19 protein-coding genes are annotated in these 17,878 nt (G+C 30.4%); 15 read left to right on the forward strand and 4 right to left on the reverse strand.

What is annotated here, in order from left to right; translation table 11 throughout:
• Positions 1-165 precede the first annotated feature (165 nt).
• The 3 genes from AC27L2_RS04380 to AC27L2_RS04390 are packed head-to-tail and all read left to right on the forward strand — an operon-like array spanning position 166 to position 2,870.
• Entirely contained in the window at positions 166-1,368 is a 1,203-nt protein-coding gene (locus AC27L2_RS04380) for a molybdopterin molybdotransferase MoeA (RefSeq protein ID WP_487210471.1), read from the forward strand.
• Positions 1,353-1,949: a molybdenum cofactor guanylyltransferase gene (mobA, locus tag AC27L2_RS04385; protein ID WP_487210472.1), complete on the forward strand. Its 597-nt coding sequence runs from the start codon at positions 1,353-1,355 to the stop codon at positions 1,947-1,949. Before AC27L2_RS04380 ends, mobA begins: the two co-directional genes overlap by 16 nt.
• Positions 1,950-1,976: 27 nt before the next feature.
• Positions 1,977-2,870, forward strand: a complete 894-nt coding sequence (locus AC27L2_RS04390) for a VOC family protein (protein ID WP_487210473.1) — start codon at positions 1,977-1,979, stop codon at positions 2,868-2,870.
• 394 nt (positions 2,871-3,264) lie between these two features.
• Here the strand turns inward: AC27L2_RS04390 and AC27L2_RS04395 are convergent, their stop codons facing one another.
• The 4 genes from AC27L2_RS04395 to AC27L2_RS04410 all read right to left on the reverse strand — a co-directional run bounded on the left by AC27L2_RS04395 (position 3,265) and on the right by AC27L2_RS04410 (position 7,533).
• Complete coding sequence (locus AC27L2_RS04395; RefSeq protein ID WP_487210474.1) at positions 3,265-4,158, reverse strand: EamA family transporter; 894 nt, start codon at positions 4,156-4,158, stop codon at positions 3,265-3,267.
• A 39-nt stretch (positions 4,159-4,197) separates the two neighbouring features.
• On the reverse strand, positions 4,198-6,570 hold the full coding sequence (locus AC27L2_RS04400; RefSeq protein ID WP_487210475.1) for a TonB-dependent receptor: 2,373 nt from the start codon (positions 6,568-6,570) through the stop codon (positions 4,198-4,200).
• Position 6,571: 1 nt separating this feature from the next.
• On the reverse strand, positions 6,572-7,024 hold the full coding sequence (locus tag AC27L2_RS04405; protein ID WP_487210476.1) for an acyl-CoA thioesterase: 453 nt from the start codon (positions 7,022-7,024) through the stop codon (positions 6,572-6,574).
• Between the two features lie 89 nt (positions 7,025-7,113).
• The gene (locus tag AC27L2_RS04410; RefSeq protein WP_487210620.1) at positions 7,114-7,533 is read right to left on the reverse strand and encodes a putative manganese transporter; all 420 of its coding nucleotides are present in this window, start codon (positions 7,531-7,533) and stop codon (positions 7,114-7,116) included.
• Between the two features lie 127 nt (positions 7,534-7,660).
• Between AC27L2_RS04410 and AC27L2_RS04415 the strand changes: the two genes are divergently transcribed.
• The 12 genes from AC27L2_RS04415 to AC27L2_RS04470 all read left to right on the forward strand — a co-directional run bounded on the left by AC27L2_RS04415 (position 7,661) and on the right by AC27L2_RS04470 (position 17,874).
• The gene (locus AC27L2_RS04415; RefSeq protein ID WP_487210477.1) at positions 7,661-8,098 is read left to right on the forward strand and encodes a hypothetical protein; all 438 of its coding nucleotides are present in this window, start codon (positions 7,661-7,663) and stop codon (positions 8,096-8,098) included.
• Between the two features lie 56 nt (positions 8,099-8,154).
• Entirely contained in the window at positions 8,155-9,288 is a 1,134-nt protein-coding gene (locus tag AC27L2_RS04420) for a hypothetical protein (RefSeq protein ID WP_487210478.1), read from the forward strand.
• Between the two features lie 87 nt (positions 9,289-9,375).
• The gene (locus tag AC27L2_RS04425) at positions 9,376-11,382 is read left to right on the forward strand and encodes a sensor histidine kinase (protein WP_487210479.1); all 2,007 of its coding nucleotides are present in this window, start codon (positions 9,376-9,378) and stop codon (positions 11,380-11,382) included.
• A complete protein-coding gene (locus tag AC27L2_RS04430) occupies positions 11,379-12,737 on the forward strand; it encodes a sigma-54-dependent transcriptional regulator (RefSeq protein WP_487210480.1) in 1,359 nt (452 codons plus the stop codon). Before AC27L2_RS04425 ends, AC27L2_RS04430 begins: the two co-directional genes overlap by 4 nt.
• Positions 12,738-12,804: 67 nt before the next feature.
• On the forward strand, positions 12,805-13,233 hold the full coding sequence (locus AC27L2_RS04435) for an ArsR/SmtB family transcription factor (protein WP_487210481.1): 429 nt from the start codon (positions 12,805-12,807) through the stop codon (positions 13,231-13,233).
• Between the two features lie 96 nt (positions 13,234-13,329).
• Positions 13,330-14,631 carry a permease gene (locus tag AC27L2_RS04440; RefSeq protein ID WP_487210482.1) on the forward strand — a complete coding sequence of 434 codons (1,302 nt, stop codon included), beginning with the start codon at positions 13,330-13,332 and terminating at the stop codon, positions 14,629-14,631.
• 57 nt (positions 14,632-14,688) lie between these two features.
• A complete protein-coding gene (locus tag AC27L2_RS04445) occupies positions 14,689-15,060 on the forward strand; it encodes a GxxExxY protein (protein WP_487210483.1) in 372 nt (123 codons plus the stop codon).
• Positions 15,061-15,126: 66 nt separating this feature from the next.
• Complete coding sequence (locus AC27L2_RS04450) at positions 15,127-15,549, forward strand: arsenate reductase ArsC (protein ID WP_487210484.1); 423 nt, start codon at positions 15,127-15,129, stop codon at positions 15,547-15,549.
• Between the two features lie 113 nt (positions 15,550-15,662).
• Positions 15,663-15,905, forward strand: coding sequence for a thioredoxin family protein (locus tag AC27L2_RS04455; RefSeq protein ID WP_487210485.1), 243 nt, complete (start codon positions 15,663-15,665; stop codon positions 15,903-15,905).
• Between the two features lie 130 nt (positions 15,906-16,035).
• Entirely contained in the window at positions 16,036-17,091 is a 1,056-nt protein-coding gene (gene arsB / locus AC27L2_RS04460) for an ACR3 family arsenite efflux transporter (protein ID WP_487210486.1), read from the forward strand.
• Positions 17,092-17,313: 222 nt separating this feature from the next.
• Positions 17,314-17,625, forward strand: coding sequence for a DUF2703 domain-containing protein (locus tag AC27L2_RS04465; RefSeq protein ID WP_487210487.1), 312 nt, complete (start codon positions 17,314-17,316; stop codon positions 17,623-17,625).
• Between the two features lie 3 nt (positions 17,626-17,628).
• Positions 17,629-17,874, forward strand: a complete 246-nt coding sequence (locus tag AC27L2_RS04470; RefSeq protein ID WP_487210488.1) for a thioredoxin family protein — start codon at positions 17,629-17,631, stop codon at positions 17,872-17,874.
• Positions 17,875-17,878: the final 4 nt, after the last annotated feature.

The raw sequence follows: 17,878 nt of genomic DNA on the forward strand, positions 1-17,878 counted from the left end.
ATTATTGATAAACTTTAATGTAAGACATCTAAAAGATGGAATTAAAAGAGTAATTTTATAAACTCTTCGTGTTTCTTTGTGATGCACTTCGTGTTCCTTTGTGGTGAAAATGAATTAACCACGAAGGACACAAAGGATTTTCACAAAGGAACACAAAGGAGAACTATGATAAATTATAATAAAGCACTTGAAATAATTAAACACGAAATTGAAAAATTAACTCTTCACACAGAAGAAGTTGATATTTGGGATTCCTACGACCGCATCCTTGCAGAAGATGTAATTGCAGATGTTGATTTGCCTCCCTTTGATAATTCAGCAGTTGATGGATATGCGATTAAATATTCTGAAAGAAGCGAATGGAAAATTATCGGAGAAATTTCTGCCGGAAATTTTTCTTCATTCAACTTAACAGAAAATGATGCCGTTCTGATAACAACCGGAAGTAAACTTCCAGTAAATGCTGATACAATAATTCCAGTAGAAGATGTTGAAATAAACGGCAACTTGCTAAAGTTGAAAGAGAATGCTTTCTTTAAAAAAGGAATGAATATTCGTACGCAGGGAAATGATTTAAAGAAAAATGAAATCGCAGTAAATCGCTTCACAAAAATTGATGCAAAGACAATTGCGGTGCTTGCAAGCTGCGGAAAAGAAAAAGTAAAAGTCTTTTCAAAATTAAAAGCTGCAATTCTTGCAACCGGCGATGAGCTGATTCCAATCAATGAAAAACCGAAAGATGATAAACTTCGTGTTTCAAACAATTATTCTCTTTATGCCGCAATAAAAGAAATGAATCACACAGTAATAAATCTTGGCTTTACAAAAGATGATAAAGAAATTATATCACAAAAAGTAAAAGCAGCTTTGGAGATGGAGATTGACTTGCTTATCACAACCGGCGGAGTGTCAGTTGGCAAATACGATTTTATGAAAAATATTTTTGAAGTACAAGGAGTAAAGGAAAAATTCTGGAAAGTGAACATCAAACCCGGTAAACCAATTTACTTTGGAGTATTTGAAAAAGAGGAGAGAAAAATTTTAGTGTTTGGTCTGCCCGGCAATCCGGTTTCTTCGCTGGTGAATTTTTATGTGTTTATCAAACCGGCAATTGAATTTTTATTCAAACAAGATGAAATAAAAAATATAACAGCAACTTTACAGAATGATTTAAAGAAGAAAGATGGAAAGCGACATTTCTCGCGAGGAATTTTATTTGAAGAAAATGATGAATGGAAAGTAACTTCGGAATTTTCGCAATCATCCGGAAATCTTGTTGAGATGAGTCGTGCGAATTGTCTGATAGAAATCGAAGAAGAAAGAGTGAATCCGAAAAAAGGAGAAAGAGTGAAATGTATTCTGATATAACCGGAGTAATTCTCGCTGGCGGAAAAAGCTCACGAATGGGAACGAATAAATCATTTCTTAAGATTGGAAACCAAACTATCATCGAAAGAATTGTTGATTTGATGAGATCAATTTTTCCAGAAGTTATAATCATCACAAACTCTCCTGATGAATATAAATTTCTTAACATTCCTTTATATGAAGATATTTATAAATGGAAAGGACCGCTTGCAGGAATTCATTCAGCATTAACTCACACAAAGACAGAAAAAATTTTTGTTCTTTCGTGTGATGTTCCCTTGATGACAAAAGAAATGATTAAATACATTGTTGATTATAAAAGTGATAAGCCAGTAATCTTTTGCGAAGCTGCTGGTTATCATCAACCGTTGGTTGGAATTTATTCAAAAAAGATTATAAAAGAGATTGAATATTTTATCTCAAATAATGATTTGAATGATAAATCATTCCACAAATTTTTGAGCAGCATTGAAACTGAAATTATTCATCCTCAATCGCTTTCCTTTTATAAAGATGAGATTTTTTATAATGTAAATAATATGAATGATTATAATGAACTACTTCAGTTAATACAATGTTAAAAATGCTTTATTATAAAGGATATTAAAATGAAAACAATTAATTCTATAACCCCCTGTTTATGGTTTGATTATCAAGCCGAAGAAGCAGTTAAGTTTTACACATCGCTTTTCTCAGATTCTCATATCGGAAGAATTATTCGTTATGGAAAAGAAGGATTTGAGTTCCATCAAAAACCTGAAGGTTCGGTAATGACTGTTGAATTTGAATTAAATGGACAGCCTTTTCTTGCTCTTAATGGCGGACCTGTTTTTAAATTCAATGAATCAATTTCATTCTATGTGTACTGTGCTTCAGAAGACAAAATTAATTTTTTATATGAAAAGCTTTCTGAAGGTGGTTCTGTGAATATGCCGTTAGATAAATATTTCTGGTCGAACAAATATGCATTTGTAACAGATAAATATGGTGTTTCCTGGCAGCTTGATGTTGAAGATGTAAACACTCAGCAGAAAATTGTTCCTTCATTATTATTTGTTAATGAAAAATTTAATCTGGTAAAAGAAGCAGTCAAACATTTTACATCAATCTTTCCCAACTCTAAAATGATAATGGAATATCCATATGATAAATCGATGAATCTCCCCGAAGACACTTTACTTTTTGCACAATTCGAATTAAATAATTATTTGTTTAATGCAATGAGCGGCGGTACAATAAAGCATAATTTTGATTTCAACGAAGCAATTTCATTCATTATTAACTGTGATACTCAAGATGAAATCGATTATTACTGGCAGAAACTCACAGAAGGTGGAGAGGAAGTTCAATGTGGCTGGTTAAAAGATAAATTCGGAATTTCATGGCAGGTAGTTCCAAAAATATTAAATGATTTATTGAATAACCCTAGTAAAAAAAGCAAAGTAATGAATGCAATATTTACGATGAAAAAATTTGACATAAAGAAATTAATTGAATCATAAGAGAAACAATAAATTCATAAATATACTTGAAGTAGAAGCTGCTGGCAAAAATTATGTTTTGGAGTAATTAATTAAATCACAATCCAACTCGTTAGGATTTTGTTTTTATAATTTTTCAATTCATTTTATCCAACAATCAATCCTGATTTGGTGCGATGAAAGTGTGATAACTTAAGTGGTTATACCCGTGTATTTTCTGCATATAAATTTACAATTAATTTTATAGACCATATTTCCATCATAAAAGATTCTGCTATGAAATAAAATTTCTTATCTTTGAATAAATCAAAACCATGCTTTGATGCTATCGAAAGAAAAATTATTGCATATTAAAGAATACTTTTAAGTTAATTAATTGATGTATTGACAAAAATTAAGTATTCTCAGCATGGTTCTATTCTCGTAATATCAAAATAGCTCCAAGTAAGATAAAAATTACAGCAATAGTTTTTTTAAGTAAATTTGAATCCTTAAAAATCTTTCCCCCGATTATTGTAGCCCATAAAACAGATGTTCTTTTGACTGCAAGTGCCAAAGCAACAGATGCAAGTTTTACTGAAACTATTTGTGTAAAACGATAACCAATTGTAAGTATTGAGATAAGTGTTATCCAACCTAAATCTTTCTTTTGAAAAATCTCTAAAGTTTTTTCATGTATGTTTTCATTGTTGTAAAGAAGAAATAAAACATATACTGCAGCAAAAAGAATAGCAAAGAATAAATGCTGAAATGCTGTTAATGAAATCGGAGAAAGATTTAATCTAACAAGTAGCAGTTTATCGAGTATTGATGATGCTGTAAAAAGAAGCAGTGCAAGTAAAATATAATGATGATACTTTGATTTAATGAATACAGTAAAAGGAGAAAAAATTTCTTTCAGATTTTTGCTTTCAAGAATATATGTGCCGGCTATTAATGAAATTAGACCCAACACTTCTGCAGTTTTTAAAGATTCGCCTAAAAGAATAAATGCAAAAACAGCAACAAAACCTGGAGTTAACGCAAGCAGAGGCAATGCATTACTTATCTGCAAATTTTTTAATGCAGTCATAACACATAAAAAAGCTGCTACACCAATTATTGATTTTATAAAAAGAATAGTAATATTAAATGTGTTGATAGTGCTGTAGTCGATAAAAAAGAAAAATGGGATTGAAAAAATTAAATTTATAATTGAAAGCATAAAAGAAAATTCAAGAGCATCTCGATTAAAGAGTACTTTCTTTTGCGTTATTGCAGCAAAAGCTGAAAGCAAAGAAGAAAGCAATGCAATAAAAAACCAGAGCATAAAATTGTGTCGTATAAGTTTGCTGTTTGTTTAAATTAATTAAAAATCAGCTGTTAAATTAACAAAGAAATTTCTTCCCGGCTCAACTGTGATACTTCCTCTTGTTGTTGATAAATGATTTCGATAATTCTTATTCAAAATGTTTTCTATACCAGCATTGAATCGAAATTTCATAGATGAAAGTTTTATAGTATATGTATTTAATGATAAATTAAATACGGCGTAACCAGGTGTTGTAATTTCATTAGCAGCAACTTTGTTTTGAGCTGCAAAAATTGTTGAAGAAAAATCAGCTTGAAGTTTATCAAATAAGTCAATTTTAATTCCAATAATTCCGTTCAATGGAGGAATGGCTGGAAGATTGGAATTTTTTGTAATATCGTCTCCTTTAACATAAGAAGCAGTTGCATAGATAATATGATTTTTGTAAAAATTATAATCGCTACTTAAATCGAACCCATAGATTCTTGCTTCGCCAATGTTTGTTTTTATAAAAGCATTTCTTCCTTCGAATATTCCTGGTACTTCAGCAACAAGGTTATTGAAATAATTAAAGAAAATGCTTGAGGTAATTTTCAAGTTAGATGAGTAATAACGAATTCCAAAATCGACAGATTTTTCTTTTTCAGATTTTAGATTGGGGTTTCCAACACGCACATAACTTCCTTGGTCTATGTATTGAAATCTTTCTTCAAGTGAAGGTGAACGAAAAGATAAACCAAGACTAAGTGTTAAATCGAGATTAAAACTGGTTGAATATTTTAAACCGACATTTCCACTATAGGAATTGTCATTTGCATCGATTTTATTCCAGATTATTTTTTGACCAGAAGGAGAAAAATTTATTACGCCATTAGTAATTTCATAAACTGGATTAAGAGTTTCTTCACCGCTAATATTTATTCTGTCATAACGAGCACCAATAGAAAGAGATAATTTGTTTTTAATTAATTCTGCATCATCCTGAACAAAAATTCCAAGACTTTTATACTTTGAATCGGGTAAAGGTTTTTCTTCAATAATTTTGTTAGTGGTGTTCACAACATCACCTTGTGCATTCATAACTTCTATCAGTTGATATTTTTCGCGATGACCATTGTAACTTCTATCCCAGTAATCAATACCGAGAATAAGATTATTATTTTTTGTTAATAAAAGATTTCCCTGAATTTGAACATTATTATTTTTATGATCGGCTCCGGGAGTGATTTTAAGAACACTCACTCTTCTTGCAGGTGTTGTTCCGCTTGCAGGAAGATTCTGGACAGTATGAGGAATATTTTCAACATTTCGTTTGATGTATTGATAAGAATACTTTGCCGAAAGTTTATAAAACATTTTAGAAATATTTTGAATATCGTAATTAAATGAAATTAATTCTCTCTTCTCATCTGGGTAACGAACATCTGCATTGCTTGGAAATACAAACGAACCCGGGATTCCAACATTATTTGCTTTGAACAATTGATAATTGATTTTAATTAAATGATTATCAAGGGGAAGTAAATTCAGTGCACCTGAAAAACTATAATCTTCAAATTGACTGTTCTTTAATTCTCCAATTGGAGTTTGAATGTTCTCAGCTTTTCTGTAAGAACCAGAAATCTTAGAAGACCAAAATGAACTGCCACTGTAAAATGTACCAGATATTACTGATAAATTATTAACTGAATTATATCCTGTAGAAATATTTCCATTGAAGGAAAATTTATTATAAAATTCAGGAGATTTCGTGATGATGTTTACAATGCCGCCTGTAGCTCCAGAACCATAAATAGAAGATGATGCACCTTTGATTACTTCAATTCGTTCAACATCATTTAAATTAATCATGGATAATCTTGCAGCAATATCAGTTGATGTAACAATTCTGCTGCCATCAATTAGAGTTACAACATTTTCGCGGTTAAGTCCGCGAATACTTACTTCTGTTCCCCATATGCCGTCTCGTAAAAGTGATATACCAGGTTCATCTTTTAAAATATCTGAAAGAGTTTGATATGGCTTGTTCTGAATTTTTTCTTTTGGTATTAATAGTTCAGAGTAAGGAGAATTGCGAAGATATTTATCAGTTCGAGCTGTGCTTACAATAACTTCATCAAGTTCAATTGGAGAAGGCTCTAAAACAAAATCTTTGATAGTATTATTTGAGTCGATCTTGATTGAAACTGTAACTGGTTTGTAACCAAGCCTTGAAACTTTTATTGAATAATCTCCTTCATGTATTCCTTTAATTACATAATTTCCATCATTATTTGTGTAAGCCATGTAATTGTAGCTAATGAAAACTATTGCACCTTGAATTGCTTCTCCATTTTTTGAGTCTGTAATTTTCCCTTTGAGTGTTAAGTTTTGTCCGAATAAATTGCTTATTAATAACAATAAAATCATTAAGAAAAATTTTCCTTTCATCTTATCCTCCAAATTCTTTTCTCATTTCTATATTTAATAATTTTAAAGTTAATTCCTGATTAAGTATGCATGAATTTTTAAGATTAATAAAAACACATTTTTGTTCTGCATATGCATTAATTTGTTTTTCTGACCTGATTTGTGCAGCTAATGTAATTATTCCATGTTGAATGTTGTCAAGTTTCATTATACCGACAGGTGAATCAAATAATTTTAGTTGCTTTTTATAAGTGATGGATGTTGATATTACAACTAAGTAATAATCATTTTTCAGAATATTTTCAAAATCACAAATATTTAAAAAAAGTTTTGTTCTCAAATCTTCAAGCCATCTAATATAAACGATATTATTAACATGACCCGCTGCATCTATATCATAAGTGTTTATTGTTAATCGAGTTTCAAAAAGGAGAAGACTGTTTTTGCTTGCTTGAAATTTTATATCATATTTCATTTTTATTGTAATAATGAGTTAGAAATATATCGATTTAATAATTATTAATATGTTATCAAAAAAAGTAATTATTTGAAATCTTTGATAAATCAATAGCCTACCAAATATATAAGTATCCCAATTGTTAATCCAAAAAACAGATTAAAAATTTTTACGCGCAAAGAATCTTTGAATGAATAAGAAAGCATAGGTAGCAAGCCGTGACCATCTTGAACTACAGAACTTGTGAACAGAACCGAGAAGGGAATTAATCCTTTTGCAAAAAGCATTACAAAAATTAAATGGGGACCAGATTCTGGAATAATTCCTATTAATGCACTAAGCAGCAAAATCCAGAAAGTATATTCAGTAGTAATGTTTTTGAGATCTATAAAGCTCATTCCATATTCTATAATTAACAGTGCAATGAAGGTCCAAAAAAACTGGAGAAAAATGAAAAAGTATGGAATTCTTGACCTCCAATAATTTTTTCGACTATACGGGCGAGCTATTCGACTTATATGTTTAATTACTCCTTATAAACATTTTATTTTTTCCCAATTTTAACCAAAATCCAACTTTTTACAGCTGGCATGGTTTTTAATAAAATTACTGCGAACTCATAATTATCAACAAACAATATAAGGAGTAAAAAAAATGAAAAAGCTATTTGTTCTCTTCGCTGTAACACTGTTATTGAGCTACATTAGTGTTAATGCTCAAACTCAAGATCAAACAAAACCTAATCCACCGGCTCAACATGGTAAAAACTTTATTGACAATAATGGTGACGGTTACAATGATAACGCACCTGACCATGACGGAGATGGAATTCCAAATGGTTTAGATCCAGATTATAAAGGACCAAAATTGCAGAAAAATAAATTCGTTGACCTTAATGGTGACGGAATTAATGATAATGCTGGAAAAGGAAGATTAAATAACAAAGCTGGAAAAGGTGGATATAGTTCTGGTAAAGGAATGAAAAACAATGCTGGACAAGGTATTCAAGCCGGAACACAGACAGAAACTCAAACACAAAGTGGAACTCAAACTCAGACAAAAGCAGGTCGAGGTTATAGAGGTGGTAAGTAAAATTAATGGGGACTCTTCGGAGTCCCTTTTTTAATGTTAAAAATAGTGAGTTTTATATGGCATCCAGAAAAATATTTTTTACTGCATTTTTAATTTTATTTCTTTCAATAAATGAATATGCACAATTATCTTCAAGTATTGCAACAGAATATGAATATAATGATAATCCATTTAGAACAAAGTATGCTTTGAAAACATCTATATATTCGCTTAATTATGAACTTGGATACAACTTTGACTTAGTAGCTTTTAATTACTCCGGAAGTTTTATCTCTTTTAGTTCTGATGCGGCAAGAAATTTTTATGTCCATCAATTTTCTGCTGTTAAAAGTTTTGATAATTCATTTTTAGGAGCTTATGTAGAACAACGATTTGGTAAAGACATTTATAACTACTTTGATTATACAAATGCACTCATGTTTTATAATTTCAACACAAATTTCAAGGATTTATTTATCAGACTTTCATCAAATCTAAGCATTACAAATTATCCAAACATTACTATTCTTAATAATTTGAAATATTCTGCAAGTATTTTTTTGAATCATGGTTTTGAAAGTGGAACTACTTTGATTTATGGAAGTAGTTTTAATTATAAAAAATATTTAAGTCCCTCTCAGTCTGGAACTTATTCTTATTTTAATGAAAATAATCAATTAGTTACTGAATCTTATCTTGATAAAAATATTTCTTATGTGATACAATCATTAAACTATGTTAGAGTTGCACAATCGATTACTCCCACCACTGGGATTGCATTTCAATTTACAAACAGAAGTATTTTAAATAGTGGTTTTAACAGTTATGTAAAAGATGTCAGTATGATTTATGGTGATGAATCAGAAATTTTTGATGACCCGGTTAATTATGAAGGCAACAGTATTTTAGCTGAGCTTACAAAAATCATATTAAATGATTTTACAATAAAATTAGGCTTTTATTTCAACAAAAAATTTTATCCTTCACAAGGAATTTATGACGAGAACTTGAATTATATTAATGATTATATGAGAAATGATAAACAGAAAATTTTTAATGTTATGTTGAAAAAAGATTTTGTTTTTGGAAAAGAAGAAGAAATGAATCTCTACTTGTTAATCAATTATCAATACATAAAAAATCAATCAAACAGTGATTTATTTAATTACAATAATAATTCACTAAGCATTGGCATTGGCTTAAGTTTCTAAATAAAATTTTAGAATCTTTTTCGAATTAAATGCTTCTTACTGGGTAAACAATTTTTTATTTTCCATTCACATTTGTTATAAAATTTTATGATTAAGAACTTTTTAATACAACCCCGAGTTCTGATTTCAATTTTTGCTGTTATTGTGATTGTTGTATTTACATCAGCCTGGATTGAGTTGAATCAAAGCAAAAAAGAGATGCTGGAACTGCTTGAAAATGAGGGCGATTCCTTGCTTGAAACAATTCTAACTTCATCAAGAAATGCATTGTTATCTTATAATAGAATAGAAGAAGAAGTTGAAAAAAGATTATTGAATAATGCCAATACAATAAAGATAATCGAAGAAAGAGGAATGATATCTAATTCATTCCTTGAAAAATATGCTGAAGAAAATAATATCTATCGAATTAACATATTTAATTCTGAAGGCAAAAAAATTTATTCTAGTCATAAAGATATTCATCATAAATATTTATCATCTGATTCTGTTAAAAAATACTTATCCCCAATATTTGAGGGAAAGAAAGACACATTAATAATTGGAATTAAACAAGCAAGATTTCTGGACGGGCAACGATATGCCATAGCAGTTTCCACTAAAGATAGAAAAGCTATTGTGTTAAATATAAATGCAGATGAATTATTCAAATTCCGAAATGAGATTGGTTTTGGTGTATTATTAAAAAATGTTACTCAAAATTCACAAATCATCTATACAGTATTACAGAATGAAGATGGGATTATAGCAGCTTCTGGTAAAATCGATGAATTGGATGAGACCGCAAATCTTCTGCTTCAAAATTCAAATAGTTTATATAGATGGGAAATTAAAAAGTATAAAACCTTCGAAGCATTTGAAGTTATTCATCCATTTATATTTCAACAGGATACTATAGGAATTTTTCGGCTTGGTCTTTCTCTTGATCCTTTGAATAATATCAATGAAAGAATTGTTCGCAGAATCATAGTTATTACTGCATTATTATTTGTATTTGGATTTGTAACAACAACCTTGATTTTTGTGAATCAAAATTTCAATGTTCTTTCCAAGAGATTCAAAGTAGTGGAATCATATTCTAAAAAAATTGTTGACAATGTAAGCGATGGAATTATTGTTCTTGATTCAAACAATAAAATTATTCTAATAAATAAAGCTGCTCAATCAATATTAAATGTAGTCGATGAAGTAATAGGGATGGATGCAAAAAAAGTTTTTAGTGACGAAAATTGTGAGGAGATATTCAAAAGTGATAATAAAATTTTCGAAAAGGAATGCTTAATAAATGGGACTTCGAAAATACTTTTGTTTTCTATAAGTAAATTTGAAGACGATAATAAAAATTCCAATTTGATTATTGTATTTAGAGATTTAACAGAACAAAAACTTAGAGAAAAACAGATGTTTATAAATGAAAAAATGCTTGCAATGGGCAAATTAGCTTCCACAGTTGCACATGAAATAAGAAATCCTCTTAATTCTATTGGAACCATCACACAGCAAATAGGAAAAGACTATGAAGTTAAAGAGAATCAGGAAGAGTTTAATAATCTAATTAAGATAGTTTACAATGAAGTAAAGAGAATTAACGAAATAATCGAGGCATTTTTAAAGTTTGCTAAACCTCAGCCAATTAATCCAGAAGAATTTTTGTTAAATGATTTTTTTGATGAATTATTTAATCAATATAACTGGCAGTTAAAGCAAAAAAATATTTCACTTGTTATTGACTTAAAATACAATGGTAAAGTTGTTCTCGATAAATCAAAGCTAAAACAGGTATTTATTAACTTAATTGAAAATTCTTTGGATGCTATCGAAAAAGAAGGAATTATTTCGATTCATGCTTATGAAGAAAAAGGCGAGCTTAATATTATATTTAAAGATAATGGAAAAGGAATAGAACAGGATAAACTAAAAAAGATATTTGACCTTTACTTTACTACAAAGAAAAAAGGAAACGGCATTGGATTAAGTATTGTTCACAAAATTATAACAGAACACAACGGAAATATTCATGTGCAAAGCAAGATAAACGAAGGAACAAGTTTTTATATTAAATTACCAATTGAATATAAATTGGGAGTTCTATGAATCAACTTAAGGTATTAATCATAGACGACGAAGAGCCACAATTGCAATCTCTTAAAAATTTTTTAACCAAAAGGGATTATAAAGTCTTTACAGCAACAGATGGCGAACAAGGTTATAACATTGCAAAAGATGAACAAATTGATATTGTGCTTACGGATTATAGTATGCCTGGCTGGGATGGATTTAAGGTATTAACCGAAATAAAATTATTAAATCCTTCTATTGAAGTTGTGATTATAACAGCTTATGGCACGGTAGAGAACGCTGTGACTTTGATGAAAAATGGTGCATACGATTTTCTTACTAAACCTATAAATCTTGATGTTCTGGAAAGTATCTTAAATAAAATCAAAGAAAAAAAGTTTTTACAAAACGAAAACAAATTGCTGAAAGAACAACTTCAGGAAAAGTATAGATTTCAGGAAATTATATCTCAAAGCGAATTGATGGAAAAAGTGTTGAATATTGCCGGCAGAGTTGCACAAACTAAAACAACAGTTTTAATACGAGGTGAAAGCGGAACTGGTAAGGAATTAATTGCAAAAGCCATTCATTATTCAAGCCCAAGAAAAGACAAACCTTTTATTATAGTTAATGTTGCTTCTTTGCCCGAGAACCTTTTAGAAAGCGAACTTTTTGGACATGAAAAGGGAGCTTTTACAGGAGCTATAAAAGAAAGAATTGGAAGATTTGAAGAAGCAGACGGAGGAACAATATTTATTGATGAAGTAGGTGATATGCCATTACCTGTTCAAGTAAAACTACTGCGCACAATTCAGTTTGGAGAATTTCAACGTGTCGGTAGTAATCAAATTTTTCATACAGATGTTAGAATAATTGCAGCAACTCATAGAAACTTAGAAGAAATGATTTCAAAAGGAGAATTTAGAGAAGATTTATTTTACCGCTTAAATGTTGTTGAAATCAGATTGCCTTCTTTGAGAGAGAGGAAAGAAGATATTCCATTACTCATTAATCATTTTATTAAAAAATTTGCAGCGGCAACTAACAAAGATGTAAAAGGTATAGAAAGTGATGCACTTGATTATTTAATGAAGTACAATTTCCCCGGTAATGTTCGAGAACTTGAGAATATAATTGAAAGAGCAGTTGTTCTTACAAGAAATGAATTTATAACTAAAGACGATCTTCCCCAATTAAGAAAAATTAGTGAACTCGATAGAAAATTAGATGCATTTAATCTTGACGACCCCTATGAAGAAAAATTAAAAGCATTTGAAAAAACAATTATTAACGAAGCATTAAGCAGAACAAATGGTAATAAGAGTGCAGCTGCTCGCCTGCTTGGAATAACTGAAAGACACTTAAGGTCCAGACTCGAAAGATTAAATTAAACTCTTGCGGAAATTTAACTCGCCCAAAAAATTACTTGCATATATGCATTTTTAGGCATATTTTTACATGCAAAAATTAGCATATACTTACATGGATAAGTTAATAGAAAAGTTCAAAGCTCTCTCAGATGAAACAAGGTTAAGAATTATTAACCTCTTTATTAAGAGCGGTCAAAATCTTTGTGTATGTGAATTAATGGATGCATTAAGAATTCCTCAATATGCAGTTTCGAAAGCATTAACTATTCTTAAGAATGCTGACTTGCTTACTTATGAAAAAGAAGGAACATGGGTTTATTATCAGCTAAATAAGTCTGTTCAAGAAAATAAAAGCCTTTTTACATTTTTAAAGATTTTCTTAAATGACAAATCTTTTTTGGAAGATGAGGAACGATTAAATCAAAGATTACTATTAAGAGAAGACAATCGTTGTGTTATAGGCATAATTCCAGAAGAAAATTTAGTAAAGCTAATTAAAGAAAAGGTCAAAAAATAGAAAGTAGAATTTCTTCAAAAGATGTTTTAATAAACTAATCATCTAAAAATATAAAGCAAATCGAAATATATTTCTAATATTAAAGGCAATTTCATTATGGACTGGAAAGAACAATACAAATCCTTTTTATGGATAACCGGCTTTTTCTTGTTTGCTTACTTTTTACCAATTCAAAACGAAACTTTTCGTAATTCTATTATTGATGCTTTTGCACTTGCTAAATGGTATGCCCAGGAACATGTGCTATTGTGTTTGGTGCCTGCTTTTTTTATCGCAGGAGTGATTGCTGTATTTATCAGTCAGGCTTCTGTTATTAAATATTTTGGTGCAAAGGCAATAAAATGGAAAGCATATTTAATTGCTTCTGTATCCGGGACAATTTTAGCTGTTTGTTCCTGCACTGTATTACCTTTATTTTCAAGTATTCATAAAAGAGGCGCAGGACTTGGTCCTGCAATTGCCTTTCTTTACTCAGGACCGGCAATTAACATACTTGCAATTATTCTTACAGCAAGAGTTCTTGGACTTGAACTTGGCATAGCAAGAGTAATAGGTGCAGTTTCATTCAGTTTAATTATTGGTTTAATTATGGCTTTCATTTATCGAAAAGAAGAAAAACAAAGAGCTGAAGCACAACTTGTAATGCCCGAAGTAGAAGAACCAAGACCATTCTGGCAAACAGCAACTCATTTCTTTATTCTCGTTGCGATTCTCGGTTTTGTTAATTGGGGTAAACCACTCGAGACAGAAGGTTTCTGGTATTTTGTTTATGCAAATAAATGGTATATCACTTCAATTTTCGGAATTGGTTTTGCAATCTCATTGATTTACATAGTTGGCGTGAAAAAACTATATGTTTTTCTTGGATCACTGGCAGTAATTCTTTCAGCAATTTTCTTTTATCATAATCCAACAATTCCTTTTGTTATTGGAGTTATTGCAACAGGTTTGGCATTGACATTTACTGATGGCGAGCCAAATCAATGGCTTGGCGAGAGTTGGGGATTTACAAAACAAATTATGCCTTTGCTCGGAGCCGGTGTTCTGGTTGCTGGTTTTCTTTTAGGCTCAGCTGAAGGTAATGGCGGAATAATTCCCAAAGAATGGATTTATACATTAGTCGGTGGAAATTCTTTATTCTCGAATTTCTTTGCGTCAATCACTGGAGCGTTTATGTATTTTGCTACTCTAACTGAGATTCCAATTTTACAAGGACTGATAAATAATGGAATGGGTAAAGGTCCTGCATTGGCATTACTTCTTGCAGGTCCAGCATTATCGTTACCAAATATGTTAGTGATAAGAAGCGTAATCGGGACTCAGAAAACAATTATTTATGTTTCTCTTGTTGTAATTATGGCAACAATAAGTGGACTTATTTATGGGTATTTGTTTTAATTGTTAAAAAATTACACGGAGAGCCGCAGAGTATTCATAGAGAAACACGGAGGTACAATGCAATATGAAGACTTAACAAATATTATTATTGGTTGTGCTATTGAGGTGCACAAAGAGTTAGGTCCAGGTTTATTAGAATCGGCTTATGAAGAATGCTTAGCTTATGAATTGTCAAAGAAGGGATTGAAAGTTGAACGACAGAAACCAGTTCCGGTAGTATACAAAGAAATTAAACTTGAATGTGGATATAGAATTGATATTCTTGTTGAAGATAAAGTTGTATTAGAACTGAAAACCGTTGATGAATTTAATCCAGTTCATGAAGCACAAATATTAACTTACTTAAAATTCTCTGAAAAGAAAGTTGGACTTTTAATAAACTTCAATGTACTTCGGTTAAAAGATGGAATTAAAAGATACATTAAATAACTCTGAGGTTCTCCGTGTACTCTCTGTGGTTCTCTGTGTAACTTCATAAATTAAAGAGGAGAAAAAATGAAAAAAAGAATACTCATTCTTTGTACTGGAAATTCCTGCCGAAGTCAGATGGCAGAAGGATTTCTAAAATCATTTGATTCAAATCTTGAAGTCTACTCAGCTGGAACTAACCCGGCTGAAAAAATAAATCCCAAAGCAGTTCAAGTAATGAAAGAAATCGGGATTGACATCAGCAACAACATTCCCGAAAATGTAGAAAAATATATTAATCAGTCATTTGACTATGTAATAACTGTTTGCGACAATGCAAAAGAAACATGCCCTGTTTTTATTGGCAAAGTTGGTAAACAGCTGCATATAGGATTTGAAGACCCTGCAGAGGCAACTGGAACTGAAGATGAAATTCTTTCAGTATTCAGAAAAGTTAGAGACGAAATCAAAAAAGAATTTTATGAATTTTATTTAAATGAATTAAAATAACTCTGTGGCTCTCTGTGTAATATTTTTCTTACACACAGATTCACGGAGAATACACGGAGAGCCACAGAGATAACAGAGAGAACCATGAAGAAAAACAAAATAGAGGAGAAATTATGTTAGAAATAAAAGTAGTTGGTCCTGGTTGTATTAACTGTGAGAAACTTTATCAACTTTGTAATGAAGTTGTTACAGAAAACAATCTGCAAGCAAATATTCAAAAAATTGTTGAACCTGATAAGTTTATTGATCTTGGAATATGGATGACTCCCGCATTAATTGTAAATGGGAAAATTTTAATTCAAGGGAAAATTCCTACCAAATCTACATTAGAACATTGGTTAAAAGATATGAAATAAATAGTAAGCAGATAAATTGATTAGGTGAGTTTGCTCAGACAAATTTATTAGAGTAAATCTATCAAATCAGCGAAATCTGCGTTCATAAAAAAAGAACATACTTAAATCAATATTTAATTTTGGAGAGATTATGGATCCTTCCGTATCAAAAAAACTTTCTTTCTTTGATCGTTATTTAACACTTTGGATTTTTATTGTAATGTTCTTTGGTGTTGTAGCTGGTTCAGTTTTTCCTGGAATCGCAAATTTCTGGGATTCATTAAGTAGTGGAACAACAAACATTCCAATTGCAATTGGATTAATCTTAATGATGTATCCTCCACTTGCAAAAGTTAAGTATGAGGAACTGCCAATAGTTTTCAAAAATGTGAAGCTGCTAAGCATATCATTAATTCAGAATTGGATTGTTGGACCGCTTGTAATGTTTTTCCTTGCGCTTATTCTTTTACAGGATAAACCTGAAATGGCAATGGGCGTAATTCTTGTCGGCTTAGCACGCTGTATAGCAATGGTTCTAGTTTGGAATGATTTAGCGAGCGGCGACTCAGAACTTGCAGCTGGACTTGTTGCTTTTAATGCAATCTTTCAAGTTCTCTTTTATTCTATTTATGCTTATATATTTATTACAATTCTTCCTCCATTATTTGGAATGCAAGGTGCCTTAGTTAACATTTCTATCTGGGAAATTGCTGTAACAGTTTTAATTTATCTTGGGATTCCATTTGCTGGCGGAGTTTTGACTCGTTTAGTTTTAGTTAAGAAAAATGGAAAAGAATGGTATCACACAAAATTTATTCCTAAAATTTCTATACTTACTCCAATTGCTTTATTGTTTACAATCTTTGTAATGTTTTCATTAAAGGGAGAGAAGATCATTGAACTTCCTCTTGATGTTCTAAGAGTTGCAATTCCATATACATTTTATTTTGCAATTATGTTTTTTGTAACATTCTTTTTTGTTAAAAGACAGGGAATAACTTACGAAAAAACTACAACTGTTGCATTCACCGCTGGTAGCAATGATTTTGAATTAGCTATTGCAGTGGCTGTTGCTGTCTTTGGAATAAATTCACCTGCAGCTTTTGCAACTGTAATTGGACCATTGGTAGAAGTGCCAGTGTTGATTACGCTTGTTAATGTTGCATTAAAATTCAAGAAAAAGTTTTTCGTTGAAGAGAGAGTCTAAAAAATAAATTATTAATTTCTAATAATGTTTTTGTAATATTTTTTGAAGAGATATATCTGCAGGAACCATCATTCATTTCATATGATCTGAACAATTTTAGATATTGTATTGCTTACTAATCTTTTTACAATACTATTAATTAAGTCCAAAAGTAATAATACTTTTTTTGGTAAATTAAATACTGCTGATTACATTTGAAAAAATAAATTCAGATTAATTACAATGAAAATACAACTTGAATTCCAATATTTCGAAGGATGTCCAAATTACTTAAAAATGCAAAACAATATTTATGAAGCTATTCAAGGCCTGGAAGATAAAATTGAATTGAAAACAATTCTTGTAGAAGATGAAGCAACTGCACGAAAGGTGAAATTCAGAGGGTCGCCAACATTATTAATTGATGGAGAAGATCTATTAGAAATGCCCGAACCAGATAATCCAGCTCTTACATGCAGATTTTATCCAAATGGAATTCCTACTTCTGAAGAAATAAAAAATAAAATTCTCTTGAAAATTAACAATAAGAGTTGAAAAATGATTTTCATAAAAATACTTGGTACCGGATGTAAAAAATGTAACACACTTGAAGCAAAAGTTAGAGAAATTATTGAAAAAGAATCTATCGAAGCAATTATTGAAAAGGTAACTGATATAAGTGAAATTATGAATTATGGAATAATGATGACACCTGCATTAGTAATCAACGAGCAGGTTAAATGTTATGGTATAATTCCCAAAGATGAAATTATATTGAATTGGCTTAAAGAAAATCAAAAATAAAAAT

This window comes from Rosettibacter sp. KY25, from assembly GCF_057554405.1.